Source organism: [Acidovorax] ebreus TPSY, assembly GCF_000022305.1.
In the GTDB taxonomy this organism is placed as follows: domain Bacteria; phylum Pseudomonadota; class Gammaproteobacteria; order Burkholderiales; family Burkholderiaceae_C; genus Diaphorobacter; species Diaphorobacter nitroreducens.
The window spans coordinates 2,378,175-2,401,611 of the sequence record NC_011992.1 but is presented as its reverse complement, the minus strand read 5'-3'; the positions used below and the strand labels follow the sequence as shown (position 1 = coordinate 2,401,611).

Annotated in this window: 21 protein-coding genes and 1 tRNA gene; 5 read left to right on the top strand and 17 right to left on the bottom strand. The window is 67.6% G+C overall.

The window, feature by feature from the left end; genetic code table 11:
- Window position 1: 1 nt before the first annotated feature.
- The 4 genes from ribBA to DTPSY_RS11300 all read right to left on the bottom strand — a co-directional run bounded on the left by ribBA (window position 2) and on the right by DTPSY_RS11300 (window position 3,182).
- Window positions 2–1,123, bottom strand: coding sequence for a bifunctional 3,4-dihydroxy-2-butanone-4-phosphate synthase/GTP cyclohydrolase II (ribBA, locus tag DTPSY_RS11315; RefSeq protein WP_015913680.1), 1,122 nt, complete (start codon window positions 1,121–1,123; stop codon window positions 2–4).
- A gap of 258 nt (window positions 1,124–1,381) precedes the next feature.
- Window positions 1,382–1,675: a 2Fe-2S iron-sulfur cluster-binding protein gene (locus DTPSY_RS11310; RefSeq protein ID WP_011805921.1), complete on the bottom strand. Its 294-nt coding sequence runs from the start codon at window positions 1,673–1,675 to the stop codon at window positions 1,382–1,384.
- A gap of 81 nt (window positions 1,676–1,756) precedes the next feature.
- Window positions 1,757–2,671, bottom strand: a complete 915-nt coding sequence (locus tag DTPSY_RS11305) for an SPFH domain-containing protein (RefSeq protein WP_011805920.1) — start codon at window positions 2,669–2,671, stop codon at window positions 1,757–1,759.
- Between the two features lie 79 nt (window positions 2,672–2,750).
- Window positions 2,751–3,182 (bottom strand): NfeD family protein, encoded by a 432-nt coding sequence (locus tag DTPSY_RS11300; protein ID WP_011805919.1) that lies wholly within the window; start codon window positions 3,180–3,182, stop codon window positions 2,751–2,753.
- 168 nt (window positions 3,183–3,350) lie between these two features.
- Here DTPSY_RS11300 and DTPSY_RS11295 point away from each other — a divergent pair, with 168 nt between their 5' ends.
- Complete coding sequence (locus DTPSY_RS11295) at window positions 3,351–5,720, top strand: arginine/lysine/ornithine decarboxylase (RefSeq protein ID WP_015913679.1); 2,370 nt, start codon at window positions 3,351–3,353, stop codon at window positions 5,718–5,720.
- Between the two features lie 110 nt (window positions 5,721–5,830).
- Here DTPSY_RS11295 and DTPSY_RS11290 read toward each other — a convergent pair whose 3' ends face one another.
- The 7 genes from DTPSY_RS11290 to DTPSY_RS11260 all read right to left on the bottom strand — a co-directional run bounded on the left by DTPSY_RS11290 (window position 5,831) and on the right by DTPSY_RS11260 (window position 14,362).
- A complete protein-coding gene (locus DTPSY_RS11290; RefSeq protein WP_041838871.1) occupies window positions 5,831–6,811 on the bottom strand; it encodes a DNA ligase in 981 nt (326 codons plus the stop codon).
- A gap of 232 nt (window positions 6,812–7,043) precedes the next feature.
- A tRNA-Thr gene (locus DTPSY_RS11285) sits at window positions 7,044–7,119 on the bottom strand.
- Window positions 7,120–7,130: 11 nt separating this feature from the next.
- Window positions 7,131–8,150 carry a class 1 fructose-bisphosphatase gene (locus DTPSY_RS11280; RefSeq protein ID WP_015913677.1) on the bottom strand — a complete coding sequence of 340 codons (1,020 nt, stop codon included), beginning with the start codon at window positions 8,148–8,150 and terminating at the stop codon, window positions 7,131–7,133.
- Window positions 8,151–8,161: 11 nt separating this feature from the next.
- Window positions 8,162–10,870, bottom strand: a complete 2,709-nt coding sequence (gene pepN / locus DTPSY_RS11275; protein WP_041839043.1) for an aminopeptidase N — start codon at window positions 10,868–10,870, stop codon at window positions 8,162–8,164.
- 48 nt (window positions 10,871–10,918) lie between these two features.
- Window positions 10,919–12,023 (bottom strand): peptide chain release factor 2 gene (gene prfB / locus DTPSY_RS11270; protein WP_011805914.1). Its coding sequence is split into 2 segments (ribosomal slippage): window positions 10,919–11,941 and window positions 11,943–12,023, totalling 1,104 coding nucleotides; the frame shifts between segments, so codons are not numbered across the junction.
- 187 nt (window positions 12,024–12,210) lie between these two features.
- The gene (locus DTPSY_RS11265) at window positions 12,211–13,218 is read right to left on the bottom strand and encodes a diaminopimelate dehydrogenase (protein WP_015913675.1); all 1,008 of its coding nucleotides are present in this window, start codon (window positions 13,216–13,218) and stop codon (window positions 12,211–12,213) included.
- A 208-nt stretch (window positions 13,219–13,426) separates the two neighbouring features.
- Window positions 13,427–14,362: an alpha/beta fold hydrolase gene (locus tag DTPSY_RS11260; protein ID WP_015913674.1), complete on the bottom strand. Its 936-nt coding sequence runs from the start codon at window positions 14,360–14,362 to the stop codon at window positions 13,427–13,429.
- Window positions 14,363–14,489: 127 nt separating this feature from the next.
- On the opposite strand from DTPSY_RS11260, the gene DTPSY_RS11255 reads away from it, so the two are divergent.
- The 3 genes from DTPSY_RS11255 (at window position 14,490) to plsY (ending at window position 16,798) form a co-directional block, all read left to right on the top strand.
- On the top strand, window positions 14,490–15,551 hold the full coding sequence (locus DTPSY_RS11255) for an aldo/keto reductase (protein WP_015913673.1): 1,062 nt from the start codon (window positions 14,490–14,492) through the stop codon (window positions 15,549–15,551).
- 65 nt (window positions 15,552–15,616) lie between these two features.
- Window positions 15,617–16,117, top strand: coding sequence for a Cys-tRNA(Pro) deacylase (ybaK, locus tag DTPSY_RS11250; RefSeq protein WP_015913672.1), 501 nt, complete (start codon window positions 15,617–15,619; stop codon window positions 16,115–16,117).
- Window positions 16,118–16,162: 45 nt separating this feature from the next.
- Entirely contained in the window at window positions 16,163–16,798 is a 636-nt protein-coding gene (gene plsY, locus DTPSY_RS11245) for a glycerol-3-phosphate 1-O-acyltransferase PlsY (protein WP_015913671.1), read from the top strand.
- Between the two features lie 78 nt (window positions 16,799–16,876).
- Here the strand turns inward: plsY and DTPSY_RS11240 are convergent, their stop codons facing one another.
- Genes DTPSY_RS11240 through DTPSY_RS11230 form a run of 3 tightly spaced genes read right to left on the bottom strand, consistent with a single transcriptional unit; the run spans window position 16,877 to window position 19,047 of the window.
- Window positions 16,877–17,878, bottom strand: a complete 1,002-nt coding sequence (locus DTPSY_RS11240; protein ID WP_011805908.1) for an HD-GYP domain-containing protein — start codon at window positions 17,876–17,878, stop codon at window positions 16,877–16,879.
- A 22-nt stretch (window positions 17,879–17,900) separates the two neighbouring features.
- Window positions 17,901–18,545: a retropepsin-like aspartic protease family protein gene (locus DTPSY_RS11235; protein WP_015913670.1), complete on the bottom strand. Its 645-nt coding sequence runs from the start codon at window positions 18,543–18,545 to the stop codon at window positions 17,901–17,903.
- A 16-nt stretch (window positions 18,546–18,561) separates the two neighbouring features.
- The gene (locus DTPSY_RS11230) at window positions 18,562–19,047 is read right to left on the bottom strand and encodes a YajQ family cyclic di-GMP-binding protein (RefSeq protein WP_015913669.1); all 486 of its coding nucleotides are present in this window, start codon (window positions 19,045–19,047) and stop codon (window positions 18,562–18,564) included.
- Window positions 19,048–19,114: 67 nt separating this feature from the next.
- Between DTPSY_RS11230 and murB the strand changes: the two genes are divergently transcribed.
- Window positions 19,115–20,191, top strand: a complete 1,077-nt coding sequence (gene murB, locus DTPSY_RS11225; RefSeq protein ID WP_015913668.1) for a UDP-N-acetylmuramate dehydrogenase — start codon at window positions 19,115–19,117, stop codon at window positions 20,189–20,191.
- Between the two features lie 105 nt (window positions 20,192–20,296).
- Here murB and DTPSY_RS11220 read toward each other — a convergent pair whose 3' ends face one another.
- The 3 genes from DTPSY_RS11220 to DTPSY_RS11210 all read right to left on the bottom strand — a co-directional run bounded on the left by DTPSY_RS11220 (window position 20,297) and on the right by DTPSY_RS11210 (window position 23,374).
- Complete coding sequence (locus tag DTPSY_RS11220) at window positions 20,297–21,829, bottom strand: DASS family sodium-coupled anion symporter (RefSeq protein ID WP_015913667.1); 1,533 nt, start codon at window positions 21,827–21,829, stop codon at window positions 20,297–20,299.
- A 143-nt stretch (window positions 21,830–21,972) separates the two neighbouring features.
- On the bottom strand, window positions 21,973–22,428 hold the full coding sequence (locus DTPSY_RS11215; RefSeq protein WP_015913666.1) for a carboxymuconolactone decarboxylase family protein: 456 nt from the start codon (window positions 22,426–22,428) through the stop codon (window positions 21,973–21,975).
- 82 nt (window positions 22,429–22,510) lie between these two features.
- Window positions 22,511–23,374 carry an RNA polymerase sigma-70 factor gene (locus DTPSY_RS11210; RefSeq protein ID WP_015913665.1) on the bottom strand — a complete coding sequence of 288 codons (864 nt, stop codon included), beginning with the start codon at window positions 23,372–23,374 and terminating at the stop codon, window positions 22,511–22,513.
- Window positions 23,375–23,437 lie beyond the last annotated feature (63 nt).

Here is a 23,437-nt window from a genome sequence, read left to right as displayed (position 1 = left end):
CTTATTCCTTGGGGATGTAGCCGGTGATTTCGAGTCCATAGCCCACCATGCTGGGCATGCGGCGCGGCTGGCCCATGAGCTGCATCTTGGCCACGCCCACTTCGCGCAGGATCTGCGCGCCCACGCCGTAAGTGCGCAGGTCCATGCGACCGCGCTCGGGCGCCTGGGCGGCGCGGGCCGTGCCTTCGAACTGCTCCAGCAGTTGCTCGGCACTCTCGCCGCAGTTCAGCAGCACGGCCACGCCCTGGCCGTGGTGGTGGATGTATTGCAGGCTGGCGTCCAGGCTCCACGAGTGCATGCCGCGGCCCACTTCCAGCAGATCCAGCACCGACAAGGGCTCGTGCACGCGCACGGGCACGCTCTCTGCGGCGTCCCACTGGCCCTTGACCAGGGCCAGGTGCACGGCCTGGCTCGGCTCGTCGCGGAAGGCGTGCATGGTGAACTCGCCGAACGCCGTGGTGATCTGGCGCGAAGCCACCTTATGCACCAGCGACTCGGTGCGGCTGCGGTATTCGATCAGGTCGGCGATCGTGCCGATCTTGATGCCGTGCTCGGCCGCAAACAGCTGCAGGTCCGGCAGGCGGGCCATGGTGCCGTCGTCCTTCATCACCTCGCAGATCACGGAGGAGGGGCTGCAGCCGGCCATGGCGGCCAGGTCGCAGCCGGCCTCGGTGTGGCCGGCGCGCATGAGCACGCCGCCATCCACCGCCTGCAGCGGGAAGATGTGGCCGGGCTGCACCAGGTCGGCAGCCTGGGCGTTGGCGGCCACGGCGGCCTGCACGGTGCGCGCGCGGTCGGCGGCGCTGATGCCGGTGGTCACGCCCTCTGCCGCCTCGATGGAGACGGTGAAGGCGGTGCCCATCTTGGTGCCGTTGCGCGCCACCATGGGCGGCAGGCGCAGGCGCTCGCAGCGTTCGCGCGTGAGGGTCAGGCAGATCAGGCCGCGGCCGAAGCGCGCCATGAAGTTGATGGCCTCGGGCGTGACATGGTCCGCGGCGATCACGAGGTCGCCTTCGTTCTCGCGGTCTTCCTCATCGACGAGGATCACGATGCGGCCGGCGCGCAACTCGGCCACGATGTCCTGGACGGGCGAGATGGGCGCGGGCGTGAGGGGGGTGGTCATGCAGGGCTTTCGGATGGGCCATGCGGGCCGGGGCGGTGTGCGTTCCCCGGCGGGCGGGCAACGGGCGTGCCCCCAAAGAACGGCGATGCGGCCCCTGCCGCACGGAGGAGGGACGCGCGGTCCCGAAGCGGCCAATTCTAGTCGCGCCGCCGGGCCGTTGTCCGCGCGCCGCCGCGGTAAGTCTGCCGCAGGTGGGGGCAAGCGGGCCGCAGGTTGCGCTGCCTCAACCGTACCGGTGCGCGGAGCGCGGCACAGGGCTCAGATGGCGGGGGCCTCCAGCTTCACGTCGCTCACGGGATAGGCCACGCAGGGCAGCACGCAGCCCTCGGCCTTTTCTTCTGCCGTCAGGCCCGGCCAGTCGATGGCATAGCGCACCTCGCCCTCCGCCAGCACGCCGATGCAGGTGCGGCAGGTGCCGTTGCGGCAGGAGCTGGGCCAGTCGATACCGCCTTGCTCCAGCGACAGCAGCAGCGGCTGCTCGGGCCAGGCATCGCACTGGGTGCCGTCGTCGCCCACGCGGGCCGTGAAGAAGGGGGCTACGGGGGAGTTCATGCGCAGTTCTAAGCAAAAAGTGGCTCCAGCGCTTGTGGGGTGAGCGCTGGTAGCTATAAAAAAAATAGTGAAAGCGTTGGGTCAGCTGCGCTGCTGCGTCTGGATCATCTTCATGGCCGAGCTGACGAGTGCGGATACCTCGGTCATGTTGCTGGGCACGATGAGCGTGGTGGTGGCGTCCGCGGCCACCTTGCCATACGCCTCCACGGCCTTTTCGGCGACCTTGAGCTGCACGGCCTGCTCGCCGCCCGGCTGGCGGATGGCGGCGGCAATGCGCTCGATGGCCTGGGCGGTGGCGTCGGCCACGGCGGTGATGGCGGCGGCCTCGCCCTGGGCGTTGTTGATGGCGGCTTGCTTTTCACCTTCGGAGCGGGCGATGAAAGCCTCACGCTCGCCGGTGGCGATGTTGATCTGTTCCTGGCGGCGGCCTTCCGAAGCGGCGATCAGCGCGCGCTTTTCACGCTCGGCGGTGATCTGGGCCTGCATGGCGCGCAGGATCTCGGCGGGCGGCGTCAGGTCCTTGATCTCGTAGCGCAGCACCTTCACGCCCCAGTTCAGCGCCGCCTCGTCGATGGCCTGCACCACCTGGGCGTTGATCATGTCGCGCTCTTCGAACGTTTTGTCCAGCTCCAGCTTGCCGATCACGCTGCGCAGCGTGGTCTGGGCCAGCTGCGAGATGGCGGTGATGTAGTTGGACGAACCGTAGCTGGCGCGCATGGGGTCGGTCACCTGGAAGTACAGGATGCCGTCCACCTGCAGTTGGGTGTTGTCCTTGGTGATGCAGACCTGGCTGGGCACGTCCAGGGGGATTTCCTTCAGGCTGTGCTTGTAGGCGATGCGGTCGACGAAGGGGATGATGAACTTCGGCCCCGGCGTGAGCGTGCCGGCGTACTTGCCCAGGCGCTCCTTCACCCAGGCATGCTGCTGCGGCACGATCTTGACGGCGCGCGCGATGAAGATCACCGCGATGACGAAGAGGATGATGGCGATTTCCATGAGGTTTTTTCTTTCTGTGCCGCGTGCGGCGGTGAAGGGCAGGGCGGATGGTAGCGAGGCCGCCCCCGGTTCCGGATGACTACAGCGGATCCACCAGCAGGCGGTTGCCCACCAGTTCGGCCACGCGGTGCGGGCCAGTGGCGGGCGTGATGCCCGGGCGGTGGATGGCGGTCCAGCTCGCGCCGCGGTACTTCACGACGGCCGTGCCGTCGGGCTGCCAGGCGTCGATGAACACCGTCTCGCCCACGTCCAGGTTCACGCTGCGGTCGGCCCGCGCGGACGGCTCGCCCGGCCGGCTGCGGCGCTTGACGTAGGCCCCCAGCACGGTGCCGGCCCCGACCAGTGCGCTCACCAGGATCTGCGCCGTGTTGCCCAGGCCCGCGTGGGCCGCGAGTGCGCCGGCCGCCAGGCCCACGGCCAGCATCAGCAGGTAAAAGGTGCCGGTGAGCAGCTCGGCCACCACGGCCACCCCGGCCATGAGCCACCAGAGCGTGGATGCGTCCAGATTCATGTGTTTTCTCCTTCCCTCTCTGTCGGGTGCGCGCTGGCGGGCGGCGCGGTGTTGTTTCCAGGTCGATGGATTCTGGGCGAAATGCTGCGGTGTTCATAGGGATAGCACGCATATTCCTTACACTGCGCGCCTCTTTCGTTTTTTTGGCCCGGTCATCGGAGGCAGCGCATGAAATTTCGCTTTCCCATCGTCATCATCGACGAGGACTATCGTTCAGAGAACACCTCCGGCCTGGGGATTCGGGCGCTGGCGCAGGCCATCGAGGCGGAAGGGTTCGAGGTCTTGGGAGTGACCAGCTACGGCGACCTGTCCCAGTTCGCCCAGCAGCAAAGCCGCGCCAGCGCGTTCATCCTGTCGATCGACGACGAGGAATTCACGCTGGGCACGGGCCAGGACCCCATCGTGCACAGCCTGCGCGCCTTCATCGAAGAGGTGCGCCGCAAGAACGCCGACGTGCCGATCTACGTGCACGGCGAGACCAAGACCGCGCGCCATCTGCCCAACGACATCCTGCGCGAGCTGCACGGCTTCATCCACATGTTCGAGGACACGCCCGAGTTCGTGGCCAAGCACATCATCCGCGAGGCCAAGAGCTACCTGGAGGGCGTGCAGCCGCCATTCTTCAAGGCGCTGCTGGACTACGCGGAAGACGGCTCCTACAGCTGGCACTGCCCGGGCCACTCGGGCGGCGTGGCGTTCCTCAAGAGCCCCGTGGGCCAGATGTACCACCAGTTCTATGGTGAGAACATGCTGCGCGCGGACGTCTGCAATGCCGTGGAAGAACTGGGCCAGTTACTGGACCACAACGGCGCCATCGGCGAGAGCGAGCGCAACGCCGCGCGCATCTTCAACGCCGACCACTGCTTCTTCGTGACCAACGGCACGTCCACCTCCAACAAGATGGTGTGGCACCACACCGTGGCACCGGGCGACGTGGTGGTGGTGGACCGCAACTGCCACAAGTCCATCCTGCACAGCATCATCATGACCGGGGCGATCCCCGTGTTCCTGAAACCCACGCGCAACCACTTCGGCATCATCGGGCCCATTCCGCAAAGCGAATTCGAGCCCGCGACCATCCAAGCCAAGATCAAGGCCAACCCGCTGCTCAGGGGCGTGGACGCCAAGAAGGTCAAGCCGCGCGTGCTGACCCTCACGCAGTCGACCTACGACGGCGTGCTCTACAACACCGAGACCATCAAGGGCATGCTCGACGGCTACGTCGAGAACCTGCACTTCGACGAGGCCTGGTTGCCGCATGCGGCCTTCCACCCGTTCTACGGCAGCTACCACGCCATGGGCAAGAAGCGCGCGCGGCCCAAGCAGTCGGTGGTGTACGCCACGCAGTCCATCCACAAGCTGCTGGCCGGCATCAGCCAGGCCAGCCATGTGCTGGTGCAGGACAGCCAGACCACCAAGCTGGACCGTCACCTGTTCAACGAGGCGTACCTGATGCACACCTCGACCAGCCCGCAGTACAGCATCATCGCCAGCTGCGACGTGGCTGCAGCCATGATGGAGCCGCCCGGCGGCACCGCCCTGGTGGAGGAAAGCCTGGTCGAAGCGCTGGACTTTCGCCGCGCCATGCGCAAGGTGGAGGACGAATTCGGCAAGGACGACTGGTGGTTCAAGGTCTGGGGCCCCGACAAGCTCGCCGACGAGGGTGTGGGCCGCGCAGACGACTGGATCATCCGCGGCGACGCCAAGGGCAAGAAGAACGGCCCGAGCAAGTGGCATGGCTTCGGCGCGCTGGCCGACGGCTTCAACATGCTGGACCCGATCAAGTCCACCATCGTCACGCCCGGCCTGAACCTGGACGGCAAGTTCGACAAGACCGGCATTCCGGCCAGCATCGTCACCAAATACCTGTCTGAGCACGGCGTGGTGGTGGAGAAGACGGGCCTGTACTCGTTCTTCATCATGTTCACCATCGGCATCACCAAGGGCCGCTGGAACACGCTGCTGGCCGCGCTGCAGCAGTTCAAGGACGACTACGAGAAGAACCAGCCCATGTGGCGCATCCTTCCCGAGTTCTGCCAGCAGCACAAGCGCTACGAGCGCATGGGCCTGAAGGACCTGTGCCAGCACGTGCACCAGCTGTACGCCAAGTACGACATCGCCCGCCTGACGACCGAGATGTACCTCTCGGACCTCACGCCCGCCATGAAGCCCAGCGACGCCTATGCCCACATCGCGCAGCGCAAGACCGAGCGCGTGGAGATCGACCAACTGGAAGGCCGCATCACCACCAGCCTGATCACGCCGTACCCGCCGGGTATTCCGCTGCTGATTCCCGGCGAGGTGTTCAACAAGAAGATCGTGGACTACCTCAAGTTCTCGCGCGAGTTCTCCAAGCTCTGCCCGGGGTTCGAGACCGACATCCACGGCCTGGTGGAGATCGAGGACGACAACGGCAACGTGCGTTATTACGCCGACTGCGTGGCGCAGGGCACGGGCGGCAGCCGCAAGCCCCGCGCCAACGACCCTGAGTCGCTGGTGCAGGTGGGCAGCGACGGCCCGTTTGGCCGCACCATCTGAAGTGCCGGCAGCGCCTCTCGCAGGAGGGGCGGGCTGAAAAGGGGCGGACGACCGCCCCTTTTGCTTCTGTTTTAGTAGCTGACAGCGCTTGCTGGGCGTGCGCTAGGGCCTCATTTACCTCTGTTTCTTGCTGGGGCGGGCTCCAGATTGGCCTGCCCGCCGGCAGCGGCCGCGTTGGCCGCAGAGGGCGCGTCGGCGCGCACTCGCCAGAAGCGCGCAAACCGCGGCAAGCCACTTGCGTGGGTGCCGTTGAAGCGGTAGGTCACCACGGTGCCCACAGGCGGTGGATTGCGCCGCACCGCATCCGGCAGGCCGCTGCCCAAGCGCAGGCGCCGGCCGTCGGGCAGCGCCACCAGCAGCGCGCCGGTCTGGCCCGCGTATTTGCCGCGTCCGGGCTCGTGCCCTACCACCACGGCCTCCGCATCCTCGAAGGTCTTGAGCTTGAGCAGATCGTCGCTGCGCCCGCCACGGTAGGGCGCGTCGTCCCGGCGCAGCATCAGTCCCTCGGCGCCGGCCTTCTCCAGCCGGTGCAACTGCCCCATCAGTTCCGTGTGGCTGGACACCCGCCACTGCGCGGCAGGCTGGACCCACGGCTGGCCCAGATGGGCCACGGTGCGGCGCAGCAGGGGCAGGCGCTCGCCGAAACCGCCCGGCGCGCGCGGCAGGTCGAACACCATGTACCGCAGCGCGCGCCACCGGGCATCGTCGGGCGTGGCCTGCGCCACGGCCGCCTGCGCGGCGGCAAACTGGCCGCGGCCGGCCCACAGTTCGCCATCCATCGGTACCGGCGGCCAGCCGGCGGTGAACCACGCTGGCGCCCGGATGGGCAGGCCCTGCCGGCTGATCAGTTGCTGACCGGTCCAGAGGGCGCGCACACCGTCGTATTTTTCGCTCACCCAATAGTCCGCGACCACCACGCCCGGGTGGTAATGCTGCGCCAGCGTGGGCGAGGGCGCCGCCGGGTCCGCGGAGGAGGGCGACTCCATGGCAGCAGCCGGCTGCGCGTTTGCTGCTCCTACACAAGCAGCGACGACCAGCACCCAGGCCCGGCGCCGGAGGGCCAACAGTGCGAAGTGCGTTGCAGGGAGCATGGCAGGGTCCGGGTTCAGGGACTCTGGATTGTCGGCGATGCAAAAAATATAGCGGTCAGCGCTTGCTGGATGCTCGCTAGAGGTCGAAGGGGTCTTTAAGTCGGCTTTGCGGTGCGGCGGGTGGATGGTAGAGAAGCCGCAACGCATGGTTCAAAGCTCCCGAGAGCGCCGACTTCCCATGCACTCCGCAAAGCAAAAGCCCCTGACTCTTGCGAATCAGGGGCTTTCATTGTGGTGCCGGAGACATGAATCGAACACGCGACCTTCTCATTACGAATGAGCTGCTCTACCGACTGAGCTACACCGGCGAAGACTCACATTATATACCGGAGTGGTAACTTGTCACGCGATCGACCTCATTCTTTGAGCCCAGGATCACGCTCACGCGTTCGTGCAACTGGGCGGGCTGGATGTCCAGGATGCGCTGGCGGCCGTTGGTGGCGGCGCCGCCGGCCTGCTCAACCAGCCAGCCCATGGGGTTGGCCTCATACATCAGGCGCAGCTTGCCGGGCTTGTTTGGCTCGCGCTTGTCCCAGGGGTACATGAAGATGCCGCCGCGCATCAGGATGCGGTGCACGTCGGCGACCATGCTGGCGATCCAGCGCATGTTGAAGTCCTTGCCGCGCGGGCCTTCCTTGCCCTGCAGGCATTCGTCGATGTAGCGGCGCACGGGCGCATCCCAGTGGCGCATATTGCTCATGTTGATCGCGAATTCCTTGGTGTCTTCGGGAATACGGATGTTCTCGCGCGTGAGCACGAAGGAGCCCTGTTCGCGGTCCAGCGTGAACATGGCCACGCCGTCGCCCACGGTCAGCACCAACGTGGTCTGCGGGCCATAGATGCAGTAGCCTGCGGCGACCTGCTGGTGGCCGGGTTGCAAGAAGTCGGCTTCGGTGACGGGTTCGTCGGTGGTGGGATCGTCATGGTGCTTGTGCAGCACCGAGAAAATGGTGCCAATGCTCACGTTGACGTCGATGTTGGACGAACCGTCCAGGGGGTCGAACATCAGCAGGTACTCGCCCTGGGGAAAGCGGTTGGGCACCACATAGATCCCATCCATTTCCTCAGACGCCATCGCAGCCAGATGCCCGCCCCATTCGTTGGCTTCGATCAACACCTCGTTCGCAATGATGTCCAGCTTCTTCTGCACCTCACCCTGAACGTTCTCGGTTCCGGCGGTGCCCATCACGTCGCCGAGATCGCCCTTGTTCACGGCGAAGCTGATGCGCTTGCAGGCGCGCGCAACCACCTCCACCAGCAGGCGCAGCTGAGGGGGGATGCGGCCATGGACGCGCTGCTGCTCGACAAGGTAGCGGGTGAGGCTGATACGTTCGGTCATGGAGGCCTTTCTTAATCGGCAAGGGCGCGGGTGACGACTTCGCGCACGTCGTTGGAGAGGTCGGACTTGGCGGCCACGCGGGAGATGGCTTCGTGGGCGGCCGTGCGGTAAGGCTCGGCCAGCTTCTTCCAGCGGTCCAGCGCACGCGCCAGGCGGGCGGCCACCTGGGGGTTGAGACTGTCCAGCTCCAGCACGCGGTCGGCCCAGAAGACGTAGCCGGCGGCGTCGGTGCGGTGAAAGCCCCCGGGGTTGCCGTTGCAGTAACTGAAGATCACGCTGCGCGCGCGGTTGGGGTTCTTGATGTGGAAGTCCGGGTGCTTCATGAGCTGGCGCACGGCCGGCAGCACCTGGCCGCCGCGGTCGGGCGCGCCCGCCTGCAGCGCGAACCACTTGTCCAGCACCAAGGCGTCGTCCTTGAACAGCGCATGAAAGCGCGCCAGCGCGGGCGCCGCCAACTCGTGGCCGCTGCCGACCAGCGCCGCCAGCGCGTTGAAGCGGTCGGTCATATTGCCCGCGTCCTTGAAGCGCTGGTAGGTCTTGCCGGGCCACACGATGTCGCCGCTGGAACGCGCGGCCAGGCACAGCATGCCCAGGGCCAGGCCGGCCAGGGCGCGGCGGCCCGCCGACACGGCATCCGGGCGGTAGCCGCCCGTGGCGTGGTGCTCCTCCCAGGCCCAGACCCAGTCGTCACGCAGGGCCAGGGCCAACTGCTCGCGCAGCGCCTCGCGCACGGCATGCACGCGCTGCGGGTCCACCGTGTCCAGCTGCTCGGCGATGTAGCCCTCGGACGGCAGGGTCAGCACCAGTTCCTTGAAGGCCGCGTCCAGCGTGGGGTGGCGCAGTACGTCGCGCATGGCCTGCACCAGCGGCTGGGGCAGGAGGTTCTGGCCGATCTGGCCGTTTACGCCCGCCAGTAAAGCGCCATCAGCTATCGCATTGATAGCGATGCGCAGCATCAGGCGCTGGCCGGCTTCCCAGCGGTTGAAGGCATCGCTGTCGTGCGCCAGCAGGGTGAGCAGCTCGGCGTCGCTGTATTCGCAGTCCAGGACCACCGGTGCGCTGAAGGAGCGCAGCAGCGAGGGCACGGGCGGCACGTCCACCCCTGTGAAGGTGAGCGTCATCTCGCCCTCGGTCAGCACCACGGTGCGCTCCGGAGCGCCCGCCGCGGCTTCGCCGTCCAGCTGCAGTGCCAGGGCGCGGCCGTCGGTGCCCACCAGGCCCAGCGTCACGGGGATCACAAAGGGCAGCTTGTCGGGCTGGCCCGGCGTGGCGGGGCAGCTTTGGGACAGCGTGAGCGTGTAGCGGCGTGCGTCGGCGTCGTACTGGCCAACGGCCTTCACGCGCGGCGTGCCTGCCTGGGAGTACCAGCGCTTGAATTGCTCCAGGTGCTGGGCCAGCGGGCTGCCGGGGTTGGCGTCGGCCATGGCCTGGGCGAAGTCGTCGCAGGTCACGGCCTGGCCGTCGTGGCGCTCGAAGTACAGCTTCAGCCCCTTGGCAAAACCGTCGCGCCCGACCAGGTTGTGCTGCATGCGCACGACCTCGGAGCCCTTCTCATAGATCGTGACGGTGTAGAAGTTGTTGATCTCGACATAGCTGTCGGGCCGCACGGGGTGGGCCATGGGGCCCGCATCCTCGGGGAACTGCACGGTGCGCAGCACGCGCACGTCCTCGATGCGCTTGACGGCGCGCGCGGACGGGCTGCCCGCCATGTCCATGCTGAATTCCTGGTCGCGAAAGACGGTGAGGCCTTCCTTGAGCGACAGCTGGAACCAGTCGCGGCAGGTGACGCGGTTGCCTGTCCAGTTGTGGAAGTACTCGTGGCCCACCACGGACTCGATGTTGGCGAAGTCCACGTCCGTCGCCGTGGCCTGGCTGGCCAGAACGTACTTCGTGTTGAAGATGTTCAGGCCCTTGTTTTCCATGGCGCCCATGTTGAAGTCGCTGGTGGCGACGATCATGAAGCGGTCCAGGTCCAGGCTCAGGCCGAAGCGCGCCTCGTCCCACGCGATGCTGGCCATGAGGGAGTTCATGGCGTGCTCGGTCTTCTCCAGGTCGCCCGGGCGCACGTACACCTGCAGCAGATGCTCGCGCCCCGCGCGGCTCTTGATCTTCTGCTCGCGCGCGACCAGCTTGCCGGCCACCAGGGCGAACAGGTAGCTGGGCTTCTTGTGCGGGTCCACCCACTTGGCGAAGTGGCGGCCGTCTTCCAGCTCGCCGCTGTCCACCAGGTTGCCGTTGGACAGCAGCACGGGGTAGTCGGCCTTGCTGGCGCGCAGCAGCACGCTGTAGCTGGCCATGACGTCGGGGCGGTCCAGGAAGTAGGTGATGCGCCGAAAGCCCTCGGCCTCGCACTGCGTGAAGAAGGTGCCCTGGCTCACGTACAGGCCCGACAGCTGGGTGTTCTTGGCGGGCGCGCAGGTGGTGAAAATCTCCAGCTCGAAGGGCCCGGTGCCCTCCGGCAGGTTTTCCAGCACCAGCTGGCCGCCGTCCAGCTTGAACGAGGTGCCGGCGCCGTTGACCATCACGCGCGCCAGGTTCAGCTCGTCGCCATCCAGGCGCAACGGCTGCGCGGGTACGTCGGCATTGCGGCGCACGCGCAGGCGGCTCAGCACGCGGGTCTTGGCCGGGTCCAGGTCAAAGGTGAGATCCACCGTGTCGATCCAGTACGCGGGGGCCGCGTAGTCGGCACGGTGGATGGCGATGGCTTGTCCTTCTCTCATCATGGCGATGGGCTTTCCAATCTGTGCGGGCGCGATTGCACGCCCTGTTTAGACACCCTGCTTGAGCGAGGCTTCGATGAACACGTCCAGGTCGCCGTCCAGCACCTTCTGCGTGGCGGAGACTTCGACGTTGGTGCGCAGGTCCTTGATGCGGCTGTTGTCCAGCACGTAGCTGCGGATCTGGTGGCCCCAGCCCACGTCGGTCTTGGTGTCTTCCAGCTTCTGCTGCTCTTCCATGCGCTTGCGCATTTCGAAGTCATACAGGCGCGAGCGCAGGCGCTGCCAGGCCACGTCGCGGTTGCTGTGCTGGCTGCGGCCATCCTGGCACTGCACCACGATCCCCGTGGGGATGTGTGTCAGACGGACGGCCGAATCGGTCTTGTTGATGTGCTGGCCGCCCGCGCCTGAGGCACGGTAGGTGTCGGTGCGCACGTCGGACGGATTGATGTTGATCTCGATGGAGTCATCGATCTCGGGGTAGACGAACAGCGACGCAAACGATGTGTGGCGCCCGCCCGACGAGTCGAACGGCGACTTGCGCACCAGGCGGTGCACGCCGGTCTCGGTGCGCAGCAGGCCGTAGGCGTACTCGCCCTCGATCTTGATCGTGGCGCTCTTGATGCCGGCCACGTCGCCCGGAGTTTCTTCTTCCACCGTGGCCTTGAAGCCCTTGCGCTCGGCGTACTTCAGGTACTGGCGCAGCAGCATGCTGGCCCAGTCGCAGGCCTCGGTGCCGCCGGCGCCGGCCTGGATGTCCACGAAGCAGTTCAGCGGGTCGGCCTCATTGCTGAACATGCGGCGGAATTCCAACTCCTCGATGAGCGGGCGCAGCTTCTCGGCCTCGGCTTCGATGGTCGTCAGGCCGGCCTCGTCGCCTTCTTCCTTGCTCATTTCGTAGAGCTCGGCGTTGTCGGCCAGCTCGGTGGTGAGCTTTTGCAGCGTCAGCACCACGGCGTCGAGCGACTTCTTTTCCTTGCCGAGCTCCTGGGCCTTCTTGGGGTCGTTCCAGACAGCCGGGTCTTCTAGCGATGCGTTGACGGTGCGCAGGCGTTCGAACTTGGCATCGTAGTCAAAGATACCTCCGTAGCTCTTGGGTCCGCTCGGTCAGGTCTTCGAGGGTGGTGCCGATGAGGTTGATGCGTTCTGCTTCCATGGTGCGGGTGTCCTGGTGGTGTCTTGTGAATAACGCGCGATTTTCTCATGGCGGGCTGATGCCCCCGCTAACGCACCCTGCAGCGCCGGGAACCGACCGGGGTTATATGTGATTGCTATCTTTGCGATAGCTACCTGCGCTTGATGGGTGGGCGCTAGAGGCTGTTTTGGCCTGATTCCCGGGGGGCTTACAGGAACTGCTCGCGCAGTTCCGCCGCACTCTTGGCCGACAGCAGGGCGGGCGCCACGTCCAGCACGGTCTTGCAACCGAACTGACCCGCCGCGTGCATGCGGTGCACCGCGCGTGCATAGGCCACCAGCACGCTGGCGGTGAACTCGGGGTTGCTGTCCAGCTGCAGTCGGTATTCGATGACCTGCTTGCTGGACGCCGAGGTGTTGCCGCTGCGGATCACGAACCCGCCGTGCGGCATGGCGCCATGGTCGCGCGCCAGTTCCTCGGCGCTGATGAACTGCACCGTGGTGTCGTACTGGTCAAAGTAGTGCGGCATGCCGACGATGGCCCGGCGCACCGCGTCAGCGTCGGCACCGTCCTGCAGCACCACGAAGCACTCGCGCCGGTGCTTCTCGCGCGTGGACAGCTCAGGCCGCACGCCGCTGCGCACCTTGTCCACTGCCTCGGGCACGGGGATGGTGTACTGCACGCCACCCGCCACGCCGGGCACGCGGCGCACCGCGTCGGAGTGGCCCTGGCTCAGGCCCTTGCCCCAAAAAGTGTAGGTGGCCCCGTCGGGCAGCAGGGCCTCGCCCACCACGCGGTTGATGGAGAACAGGCCCGGGTCCCAGCCGGCCGAGATCAGTGCGGTGGTCTGGCCGGCCTGGGCCGCGGCGTCCACGGCGGCGAAATGCCCGGGGATGCGCGCATGGGTGTCGAAGCTGTCCACCAGGTTGAAATGCGCGGCCAGCTCGGGGCTTTGCCAGGGCAGGTCGTCCTTGGAGCCGCCGCACAGCACCAGCACGTCGATAGCGCCCTTGTGGCGCAACAGGCTGTCCATGCCGTGCACCGGAACGCTTGCGCCCAGCGGCTGGAGCTGCGCGGGGTCGCGGCGCGTGAAGATGCCGGCGATCGCCATGTCGGGGTTCTTGGCGATTGCGGCCTCGACGCCGCGCCCCAGATTGCCGTAACCGACGATGCCGATGCGGGTGGCGGGAGGGTGGGCGTCGCGGTTCTGGTCCATGCGGTGGGGCTACCTTTCGTGGGCTGACAACAAAGCGGCAAAGCGCGGTTGCCCGATTGTCGGCCACGGCCGGCAGCGCCTGCCACGACACCGCGCTGCGCGGCGGGGATATCTGCGGTGGGGCCGCCGCGTGGGCCGCGGCCGCGCCCGTTGCACGGCGCACAGGCGAGCGTGGGCAGCGCGAGCGCCGCGTGTGGAAGGCGTCGACTCAGGCTGCGGGCGCCGGCCCGGCCACGAACGCCTCGATCAGCGCCGCCACGGCCTGCGGCTGGTCGTGGTGCAGCATGTGGCCTGCGTCCTCGACGACGGCATGCCGCACGTCGCGCACCTGGGTCAGGCGCTGGTGGTATTCCTGCAGCGTGTAGCGGCCCTTCCACCACTGGCCCAGGCTGTCGTCGCTGGCATGCACCGAGAGCACCGGCGCGGTGATGGCCTGGTACAGCGCCAGCACCTCGTCCACCCGGTACAGCTGCGGGTTCACGATCTTGTGCGCCGCGTCGCCCTGGATGTGCCAGCGGCCCTGGGCATCTTGCGCCGCCCAATGGCGGGCGAGCCATGCGGCCTTGTCGGAGGGCAGGCGCGGGTTGGTCTTCATCAGCCGCAGGGCCACGCCGTCGGCGCTGTCGTAGTGCTTCAGGGCCAGGTCGCCGCGCTCGAACTGGCGGATCTCGTCCATCCACTGCGCCAGCCGCTGGGGGGCCTGCGCCGGCTGGGTGGCGGGCAAGCCGAAGCCCTCCAGGTTCACCAGGCGGCGGATGCGTGACGGCCGCGCGCCGGCATACAGCATGGCCACGTTGCCGCCCATGCTGTGGCCCACCAGGTCCACGGGCTGCTCGCCGGCATAGTGGTCCAGCAGCTGGTCCAGGTCGGCCAGGTAGTCCACGAAGTGGTAGCTGTCGCTCGGTGCGGGCGTGCGCGTGTGGCCGAAGCCGCGCCAGTCCGGCGCGATGATCTGGCGGCCCGCGGCAAAGGCGGCGCTGAAGGCGTCCACCACGAACTGGTAGGACGCGCCCACGTCCATCCAGCCATGCAGCAGCACGAGGGGCGGCGCATCGGCGGGGCGCTCGCCCCAGACCCGCACGTGGTAGTGCAGCGTGCGAACGGGAACGGTCTCGGTGCGGCAAGGGCGTTGGGCTTGGTACATGGGTGGATTATTTCGCGGTGAACCGTCCGCGGCGCGTCGTGGCCGCGACAACGCGGCGGAGTGGGTGCGGCCTGCGCGATGTGACGCGAATCCGTAAACTCGGGCGCAACTGTGTTTCGGAGCCTGCATGCATACCCTTCCCCTTGGCCACAGCGACCTGCACGTCACGCCGATCTGCCTGGGCACCATGACCTTTGGCGAACAAGTGGCGGAGCCGGCGGCGCACGCCATCCTCGACCGCGCGCTGGAGCGCGGCGTGAACTTCATCGACACGGCCGAGATGTATGCCGTGCCCGCGCGCGAGGCCACCTGTGGCGCCACCGAATCCATCATCGGCCGCTGGTTCGCCAGCCGCCCGGGCACGCGCGGCAAGGTGGTGCTGGCCACCAAGGTGGCGGGCCCGTCGCGCGGCATGCCGTGGATCCGCAAGGGCCAGGGCATGACGGCGGCGGACATCGTCGCCTCGTGTGAGGGCAGCCTGCGCCGGCTGCAGACCGACGTGATCGACCTGTACCAGATCCACTGGCCCGAGCGGCACGTGCCCGCGTTCGGCACGCTGTACTACGACCCGTCCAAGGAAGTCAGCACCACGCCCATCCACGACCAGTTGGAGGCACTGGCCGGCCTGGTGCGTGCGGGCAAGGTGCGCTATGTCGGCCTGTCCAATGAGACGCCCTACGGCGTGCACGAGTTCGTGCGCCTGGCGGAGCAGCACGGGCTGCCGCGCGTGGCGTCGGTCCAGAACCCGTACTGCCTGCTCAACCGCAGCTGGGAAAACGCCATGGACGAGACGTGCCACCGCCTGGGCGTGTCGCTGCTTGCGTATTCGCCGCTGGCGTTCGGCCTGCTCACCGGCAAGTTCGACCAGTACGCGCCCGCCGACGCGGGTGCGCCGCAACAGGCGCGCATCGCGCGCTATGAGTCGGTGCGCAAGCAGCGCTGGGGCCGTCCCGAGGCGCTGGCTGCGGCGCGCCGCTACAACCAACTGGCGCGTGACCACGGCCTGTCGCCCACGCAGATGGCGCTGGCCTTCTGCTACCACCAATGGCGCGTGAGCAGCACCATCATCGGCGTGACATCCCTTGCGCAACTGGACGAAGACCTGGATGCGTGGGACACCCGCCTGTCGCCCGAACTGCTGGCTGCCATCGATGCGGTGCGCTGGGAGATACGCGATCCGGCGCAGTGAGTTTTGGATCGAATCGGCCTGTAACGCTTGATTGGTAAGCGCGGGCAGCTATTGTTTTTGAGTTTATGGCCAAGAAGGACAAGACCGCCCACGTGAGCGAAACCCCTGCCACGCAACTGCTGCGCGCGCACAAGGTCGCCTTCACGGAGCACCCGTACGACTACCTGGAGCATGGCGGCACCGAGGAGTCGGCGCGCCAGCTGGGATTGGACGAACACGTGGTGGTCAAGACGCTGGTGATGCAGGACCAGGACGCCAAGCCGTTGATCGTGCTCATGCACGGCGACTGCAAGGTGTCCACCAAGAACCTTGCGCGCCAGATCGGCGCCAAGAGCGTGGAGCCCTGCAAGCCCGAGGTGGCCAACCGCCACAGCGGCTACCTGGTGGGCGGCACTTCGCCGTTCGGCACGCGCAAGCAGATGCCGGTGTTCATCGAGGAGAGCATCCTGCAGCTGCCGCGCATCGCCATCAACGGCGGGCGCCGCGGCTTTCTGGTGCAGCTGGACCCGCAGGTCTGCGTGCAGCTGCTGGGTGCGCGGCCGGTGCAGTGCGCGCTGGCAGAATAGGGCGGTTTTGCTTTTGTCATTCACCTTCCCTGAGCGTCCCTTGTCGTGAGCACTGTCCTTCTGCCCCTTGCCGCTGCCGTGGCCGCCTACCTGCTGGGCTCCCTGTCGTTTGCCGTCATCGTCAGCCGCGTGATGGGGCTGTCCGACCCGCGCACCTACGGCAGCAAGAACCCCGGCGCCACCAACGTGCTGCGCTCGGGCTCCAAGGCGGCGGCGGCCGTCACGCTGCTATTCGATGCGCTCAAGGGCTGGCTGCCCGTGGTGCTGGTGCGCTGGTTCGGCGCGCCCTACGGTCTGGAGGAGGGCACCATGGCGCTGGTCGGCCTGGCGGCGTTCCTCGGCCACCTGTGGCCGGTGTTCTTCCGCTTTGAAGGCGGCAAGGGCGTGGCTACGGCGCTGGGAGTGCTCATGGGCATCAGCGGCTGGCTGGGGCTGGCGACGCTGCTCACCTGGGTGATCATTGCGTTCTTCTTCCGCTACTCGTCGCTGGCCTCTCTGGTGGCCGCGGTGTTCGCGCCGTTCTTCTACGTGCTGGGCGGTGGCGTGGCGTGGTACACCGATGCGCGCGTGGGCGTGGCCATCGCCGTGATGTCGGGCCTGCTGGCCTGGCGCCACAAGGAAAACATCCAGCGCCTGCTGCAGGGCAAGGAATCGCGCCTGGGCTCCAAGAAGAAAGTCTAAAAGCCGGATACGCGCCTGGCCGCACCCGGCAGGCGGCACGCAGTGCCGTGTGTTTCCTGATGCTGCAGGCCCGGCTTTTCAGCGGGACAGGGTCTGTGTGCGCTGTGCCGCATAAAGCCCCAGGCGCACCATGGTGCGGTTGTGCAGTTCCACCGTCACCGCCGACCGCGCCAGCGCAGACTGGATGCGCGGTTGTCCGCGCACCGTGTGGTAGAGCGCGGGCGAGGCCAGCGGCTCGCCCTTGGCATCCAGCACGCTGGCCACCAGCGGGAAGTTCGCCCTTTCGCTGCGGCGCAGCACGACGGCCGTCTCGCCATTGTCCAGGCGCACGAACGTGCCCGGCGGGCACAGGCCCACGGTGCGCACCAGCATGAGGCTGGCTTCGTCGCGCGCGTCGCTGTCCTGGCCCACGATGGCGCGCACCGAATCGGTGGCGCTGCGGCCGGCGCGGGACTTACGCGGGCTGATCAGGGCCGCGTAGCGGTCAATGGTGCTCAGTATGCGCGTGAGCCGCTCCCGTACGGGCAGGCTCGCCAGGGGGACGGCCGCGTCGGACGAGGGCGCATGGTGCGTCGCCACGATCTCCAGCCACAGGTCGTTGGTGACCTGCAGATCTTCCAGCATGTCCAGTCCAAGCCGAGGGTGGCTGGCCACGACCTGCTGCTGCTCGGCCGTGAGCGGTTCGCGCTGCACGGCCAGCGCATCCTGCAGCGCCGTCATGCCGATGTTCATGGTGAACGCCGCGCGCACCAGGCTGTCGCGCTCCTGCGGCGGCAACTGCAACTCCTGCGCCAGGATGTGGCACAGCGTGCCGCACACCAGGGCATGCGATGCGCTGTAGCCCACGGTGGAGGTGGCGGCGAGCTGGAACATGAGGTACAGCGCGGCGTCGATGTCGTGCGCCACCAGGTCCTGAAGCCAGCGGTCGCACTGGCGCACCTTGGCCACGAAGTCGCGCGCCTGCCGTGGTCGCGCGAGCAGCGCCGACAGGGCGGACTCCAGGTCGGACCACTGGCCCAGCAGGTCTTCGTAGTCGCTGCCCGACGGATCGGTGCCACTGGGTTGGGGCTGTGCGGACATGGGGGCCTGAGGGCGACGCGCGTCAGCGGCGGCGTTGCAGCACCATCTCGTCGCCGCTGCGGTTCATGTGGAATTCGCGCAGGAAGCTGTTGCCCAGCAGCACATAGGGCATGGCCTCCGCGGTGACGATGGCGTCCACGCTGCGCAGTTCCACATCGCCCACCCGCACGGACTCCAGCCGCATGCGCCAGCCCTGCGCCGTGCCGTTGGCGGTGTTCATCATCACGGGCTGGCCCTGTTCGAACTTCAGGCCCATGCGCTGCGCGTCGGGCCGGCCGATGGCCACGGTGGTGGCGCCCGTGTCCACCATGTACTGCATCACGCGACCGTTGATGAAGCCGCTGTTGATGAAATGCCCGCGCGCGTCGGCCTTGAGCACGATACGCTGGCCGGCCGCGCTGCCGCCAATGCTCACGGGCGACTCGCCCAGCTGAATCGCGCGCTGCGCGCCCGCGACCTCCAGCACCACGCCGTCGCGGCCCACCGACACCACGTGCACGCCCATGTGGGAGCCGCCCGGTGCCACGCTGCGCGGCGCGCTGCCGTCCACCACCAGCAGGGCCTTGCCGCCCAGGATGCCGGCCAGCGCCACGCTTTGCGCGTAGGCGGCGGGCAGGCCGGTGACCGCCAGCAGGGCGACGGCCAGGCGCAGGGTCAGGCGGTGCATGGGCGGCGGGCGGTCATCAGTCGCGGAAGTTGTCGAACGTGAGCGGCAGGTCGGCGATGTCCTTGCGGATCAGCGCCATGGCGGCCTGCAGGTCGTCGCGCTTGGCGCCGGTGACGCGCACCTTGTCTTCCTGGATGGCCGCCTGCAGCTTGAGCTTGCTGTCCTTGATCAGGCGCTGGATCTTCTTGGCCTGCTCGCTGTCAATGCCGTTCTTGACCTTCACCACCTGCTTGAGCTTGTCGCCGCCGATCTTCTGGGGCTTTTGCACGTCCAGGAAGCGCACGTCCACGTTGCGCTTGGTGAGCTTGTTGCGCAGGATGTCCTCGACTTGCTGCAGCTGGAAGTCGGCGTCGCCGAACAGCGTGATTTCCTTGTCTTTCAGCTCGACGGCGGCAGAGGTGCCCTTGAAGTCAAAGCGCGTGCCGATCTCCTTGGCGGTGTTCTCCACGGCGTTTTTCACTTCGACGAAGTTGGCTTCACAGACGGTATCAAAAGAAGGCATGGCATCACTCGCGGCTAACTCGGTACAAACCCGCGCCCGCCTGGGGGCGGGTGCGACAATCCGGTCGATGTTAGTCGAGAAAAATGTTCCCCTGCAGACTTACAACACCTTCGGCATCGCCGCACGTGCGCACACCCTGGTGCGCGTGCGCTCGGCCAAGGACGTGCACGACCTGCTGGGCGACCACCGCTTGGAGCGCCAGCCGGTGTTCGTGCTGGGGGGCGGCAGCAACATCGTGCTGACCGGCGACGTCAAGCCCCTCGTGCTGAAGATGGAGATCAAGGGCCTGCGCCTGCTGGAAGAGACGGACAAGGCCTGGATCGTGGAGGCCGGCGCGGGCGAGGTCTGGCACGAGGCCGTGGCCTGGACGCTGGCCCAGGGCTACCCCGGCCTGGAGAACCTGGCGCTGATTCCCGGCACCGTGGGCGCAGCGCCCGTGCAGAACATCGGCGCCTACGGCGTGGAACTGCAGGACCGCTTTCATTCCCTGGTGGCCATCGACCTGGCCACGGGCCGCCCCTTCACGCTGGACGCAGCCCAGTGCGCCTTCGGCTACCGCGACTCGGTGTTCAAGCATGCCGCGCCCCAGGCGCCCCACGAGGGCGGGGGGCTGCACCGTGGCATGGGGCTGGCCGGGCGCGCGGTCATCACGCATGTGCGCTTTCTGCTGCGCAAGGACTGGGCGCCTGAGCTGGGCTACCTGGACCTGGAGCGCAAGCGCCAGGAGGCGGGCGTGGAGCGGCCCACGGCGCAGCAGATCTTTGACTGGGTGTGCGAGATCCGCCGTGCCAAGCTGCCCGACCCGGCCGTGATCGGCAACGCCGGCAGCTTCTTCAAGAACCCCACGGTCACGCCCGAGCAGTGCCAGGACATCATCGCGCGCGACCCGAAGATCGTGCACTACCCCATGCCCGACGGCACCATCAAGCTGGCGGCGGGCTGGCTCATCGACGCCTGCGGCTGGAAGGGCAAGACGGTGGGCAAGGCCGGCGTGTACGACAAGCAGGCGCTGGTGCTGGTCAACCGCGGCACGCCCGACGACAGCGTGACCGGCGGCGAGGTGATGACGCTGGCGCGCGCCATCCAGACCAGCGTGTACGAGCGCTTCGGCATCCGGCTGGAGCCGGAGCCGGTGGTGGTCTAGCAGGTGGTAGCTGCTAACCTTTTGATAGCTGCTACCGCTTATCAGTAAAGGGCTACAGGCCAAAAATGCCTGTAATCGCATGGGCCACAGGCCGGCGATGGGGCCTCAGCGCGCCGGCAGGGTCATGTAGCCCATCCAGGGCCAGTAGGTCAGCGCAAACACCACCAGCAGCGCGATGGCCACGGCGGTGAGCACCAGGCCTGTGCGCACATAGTCCTTGATGTCGAAGGTGTCGGTGCCGTAGGCCAGCATGCCCTGGGGCGAGTTCACCGGCAGGATGAAGCCGATGCTGACCACGAACTGCAGCAGCATGGTCATGCCGATGGGGTTGATGCCCGGCGTCTGCACCGCCTGCAGCACGCTGATGATGATCGGGATCATGGTGGAGGCCAGGCCTGTGGCGCTGGCAAAACCCAGGTGGATCACGATCAGGAACAGCGCCAGCAGCATGAAGATGGCGAATGCCGTGGCGTTGGCCAGGCCGAGGCTGTCCACGATCAGGCGTGCCAGCCAGGGCGCGGCCTCGGTCTTGAGCAGGGCTGCACCCATGGCGATGCCCACGGCGAACAGCAGCACCGTGCCCCAGGGAAAGCCCCTTTGCGACTCCTTCCAGCCCATCACGCCCAGGCGCGGCAGCAGCATCAGTGCGATGGCCACGATGGTGGAGGTGGTGGTGTCCACGTCGTGCAGCACACCCTCGGTAGCCCAGAAGCCCAGCAGCACCAGCGTGATGCCCAGCAGCTTCCACTGGTTGGCGGTCATGGGGCCCAGCTCGGCCAGTTGGCGACGGATGGCCTCGCGCCCGCCGGCGATGTGGTCCATCTCGGGCCTGAGCATGCGCGTCATGACGAAGTACAGCGCGATGGTCAGCACGAGGGAGTACGGCGCCCCGGCCACGAACCACTCGCCCCAGGTGATGGTCTGGCCGAACTGCTTCTCGATGAAGCCGATGGCCACCATGTTCTGCGCGGCGGCGGTCTTGATGCCGATGTTCCACACGCTGGCGGTCTGCGCGGCGGTGATCACCACCAGCGCCGCGAACTTGCTGCGCCGCTCCGCCCCGAAGGCCGACAGGAAGCCCAGCATGATCGGCATCAGGCAGGCCACGCGCGCCGTGGCGCTGGGCACGATGAACGACAGCAGAAAGCCCACCAGGATCGCGCCCATCGCCACGTGGTTGGCGCGCGCGGGCACGTACGAGAGCACCTGCAGCGCGATGCGCTTGTCCAACTGCGTGGCCGTCATGGCCGCGGCGATGAAGCACGCCGCCGCCACCAGCACCACGGCGCTGTTGCTGAAGCCCCCCAGGGCATAGGGCAGCGCGGCGCGCGTGCCCATCATGGCGCCTGCCGCCTCCTTGCCTGGCACGGGGCTGATGGCCAGCAGGACGATCATCAGCGCGCCGATGACGACGGCGCTCACCGCATAGTCCAGCGCCTCGGTCATCCACAGGATCACCGCGAACGCGAGGACGGCCAGCATCATCTGCCCGGCCTGCGGCAGGCCCGGCAGGGCGGGCATGAAGGCGATGAGCAGCAGCACGGCGATGGCCACCCACAGGCCGGCACGTTGGGTGAATGTGGAGCCGCCCGCGGGTGCGGGCGACGAGGGCAGCGCGGAGGCCGGGGATGACGTCATGGCAGCTTCATTTCCTTGCAGCGCCCCAGCCTGGCCAGGGCTTGCGGTCATTGTGCGCCGCCGCCGCCATGCCTGGCGGGCAGGGCGGCCGCCTCCGTCGCGCGTGCATGACCTGGGTCAAGATTGCCGTCTGCGGCGCCAGTTCACGCCGGCGTGTAGCGCCCGGGCGGGGTGCGGAACGCTACATTGAGCCGGTTCCAGCCATTGATCGTGACGATGGCCATCGACAGCTCCACGATCTCCGCTTCGCTGAACTGCGCGCGCACCTCGTCGTACACGGCGTCGGACGCCTGCGACTGCTCCAGGCGCGTGAGGGCCTCGGTCCAGGCCAGTGCGGCACATTCGCGCGCATCGAACACGCCGCTCTCGCGCCAGGCGCTGAGCAGGTGCAGCCGCCGGTCGCTTTCGCCATGCTCGCGCGCCTCGCGGGCGTGCATGTCGATGCAGAACGCGCAGCCATTGATTTGCGAGGCGCGCATCTTCACCAGCTCGTGCAACTGGACGGGCAGTTGCCCCGCATCGACGTGTTTTTGCAGGCCGTACATGGCGGCATAGCTTGCGGCGTGGCGAGGGAGGTTGATGCGGGGGGCTGAGGACATGGAAGGCTCCTTGCAGGGGGGTGAGAAAAAAGGGGTGAACGCGGCGCCGCCGCGCAGACGGTGCCGGGCGAAGCGCGCAGGCCTACAGGCCGCGCAGCTTGTCGGGGTTGAGGACGGAATACACCGCGTGGATGTGTACGCCGTCGGTCTCGAAGGCCATGACGGCGCGCACGCCGCCCGCGTCGCGCAGCAGCAGCCCGGGGCCGCCGTTGACGTCCACCACCTCCATGGTCTGGTGGCTCAGATAGAGGCGCCACACCGACGCGGCCAGGCGTGCGATCGCACGCGGTCCGTGCAGCAGCTTGGCGGCCGCGCGCACCTTGCCGCCGCCGTCGGCGGTCCACTGCGCATCCTTGGCGAACAGCGCCAGCAGCGCCGCATGGTCCTGCGTGCGCATGGCCTGCACGAAGCGTTCCACCAGCGCACGCGACGCCTCGGGTGTGGCCGTGAAGCGCGCCCTGCGCTGGCGCACCTGGGTGCGCGCGCGGTGCACCAGCTGGCGGCAGGCGGCCTCGCTCTTGCCGAGTACGCTCGCCACCTCGGGGTAGTCGCTGTCGAACACGTCGTGCAGCAGGAAGGCGGCGCGCTCGTCGGGCGTGAGGCGCTCCAGCACCACGAGCAGCGCCACGGACAGGTCGCTGGCCAGTTCGGCGCGTGCATCGGCGGCCGGGGCGCTGTCGCCGGCGATCCACGGTTCCGGCAGCCAGGGCCCGTCATAGGCCGTGCGTTCGATGCGCGCGGCGCGCAGCCGGTCCACGCACAGCCGGGTGACGGTGGTGATCAGCCAGGCCTCGGCCGTCTGCACGCGCTCCAGGGCCGTCGCCTGCCAACGCAGCCAGGCATCCTGCAGCACGTCCTCGGCATCGGTGCGGCTGCCCAGCATGCGATAGGCCACGCCCGCCAGGCGTGGGCGGTGCTGCTGAAAGGCGGCGAGGTGCTGGTCCATGGCGAGTGAGGTTGTCGCGTTCATGCCCCTAAGACGTGCGGCGCATGCATTGTGTGACGGGTG

Coding starts and splice junctions, on each gene's coding strand:
- ribBA (WP_015913680.1), bottom strand. CDS start 1,123: ATGACCACCCCCCTCACGCCCGCGCCCATCTCGCCCGTCCAGGACATC.
- DTPSY_RS11310 (WP_011805921.1), bottom strand. CDS start 1,675: ATGAACTCCCCCGTAGCCCCCTTCTTCACGGCCCGCGTGGGCGACGAC.
- DTPSY_RS11305 (WP_011805920.1), bottom strand. CDS start 2,671: ATGGAAATCGCCATCATCCTCTTCGTCATCGCGGTGATCTTCATCGCG.
- DTPSY_RS11300 (WP_011805919.1), bottom strand. CDS start 3,182: ATGAATCTGGACGCATCCACGCTCTGGTGGCTCATGGCCGGGGTGGCC.
- DTPSY_RS11295 (WP_015913679.1), top strand. CDS start 3,351: ATGAAATTTCGCTTTCCCATCGTCATCATCGACGAGGACTATCGTTCA.
- DTPSY_RS11290 (WP_041838871.1), bottom strand. CDS start 6,811: ATGCTCCCTGCAACGCACTTCGCACTGTTGGCCCTCCGGCGCCGGGCC.
- DTPSY_RS11280 (WP_015913677.1), bottom strand. CDS start 8,150: ATGACCGAACGTATCAGCCTCACCCGCTACCTTGTCGAGCAGCAGCGC.
- pepN (WP_041839043.1), bottom strand. CDS start 10,870: ATGAGAGAAGGACAAGCCATCGCCATCCACCGTGCCGACTACGCGGCC.
- DTPSY_RS11265 (WP_015913675.1), bottom strand. CDS start 13,218: ATGGACCAGAACCGCGACGCCCACCCTCCCGCCACCCGCATCGGCATC.
- DTPSY_RS11260 (WP_015913674.1), bottom strand. CDS start 14,362: ATGTACCAAGCCCAACGCCCTTGCCGCACCGAGACCGTTCCCGTTCGC.
- DTPSY_RS11255 (WP_015913673.1), top strand. CDS start 14,490: ATGCATACCCTTCCCCTTGGCCACAGCGACCTGCACGTCACGCCGATC.
- ybaK (WP_015913672.1), top strand. CDS start 15,617: ATGGCCAAGAAGGACAAGACCGCCCACGTGAGCGAAACCCCTGCCACG.
- DTPSY_RS11240 (WP_011805908.1), bottom strand. CDS start 17,878: ATGTCCGCACAGCCCCAACCCAGTGGCACCGATCCGTCGGGCAGCGAC.
- DTPSY_RS11235 (WP_015913670.1), bottom strand. CDS start 18,545: ATGCACCGCCTGACCCTGCGCCTGGCCGTCGCCCTGCTGGCGGTCACC.
- DTPSY_RS11230 (WP_015913669.1), bottom strand. CDS start 19,047: ATGCCTTCTTTTGATACCGTCTGTGAAGCCAACTTCGTCGAAGTGAAA.
- murB (WP_015913668.1), top strand. CDS start 19,115: ATGTTAGTCGAGAAAAATGTTCCCCTGCAGACTTACAACACCTTCGGC.
- DTPSY_RS11220 (WP_015913667.1), bottom strand. CDS start 21,829: ATGACGTCATCCCCGGCCTCCGCGCTGCCCTCGTCGCCCGCACCCGCG.
- DTPSY_RS11215 (WP_015913666.1), bottom strand. CDS start 22,428: ATGTCCTCAGCCCCCCGCATCAACCTCCCTCGCCACGCCGCAAGCTAT.
- DTPSY_RS11210 (WP_015913665.1), bottom strand. CDS start 23,374: ATGGACCAGCACCTCGCCGCCTTTCAGCAGCACCGCCCACGCCTGGCG.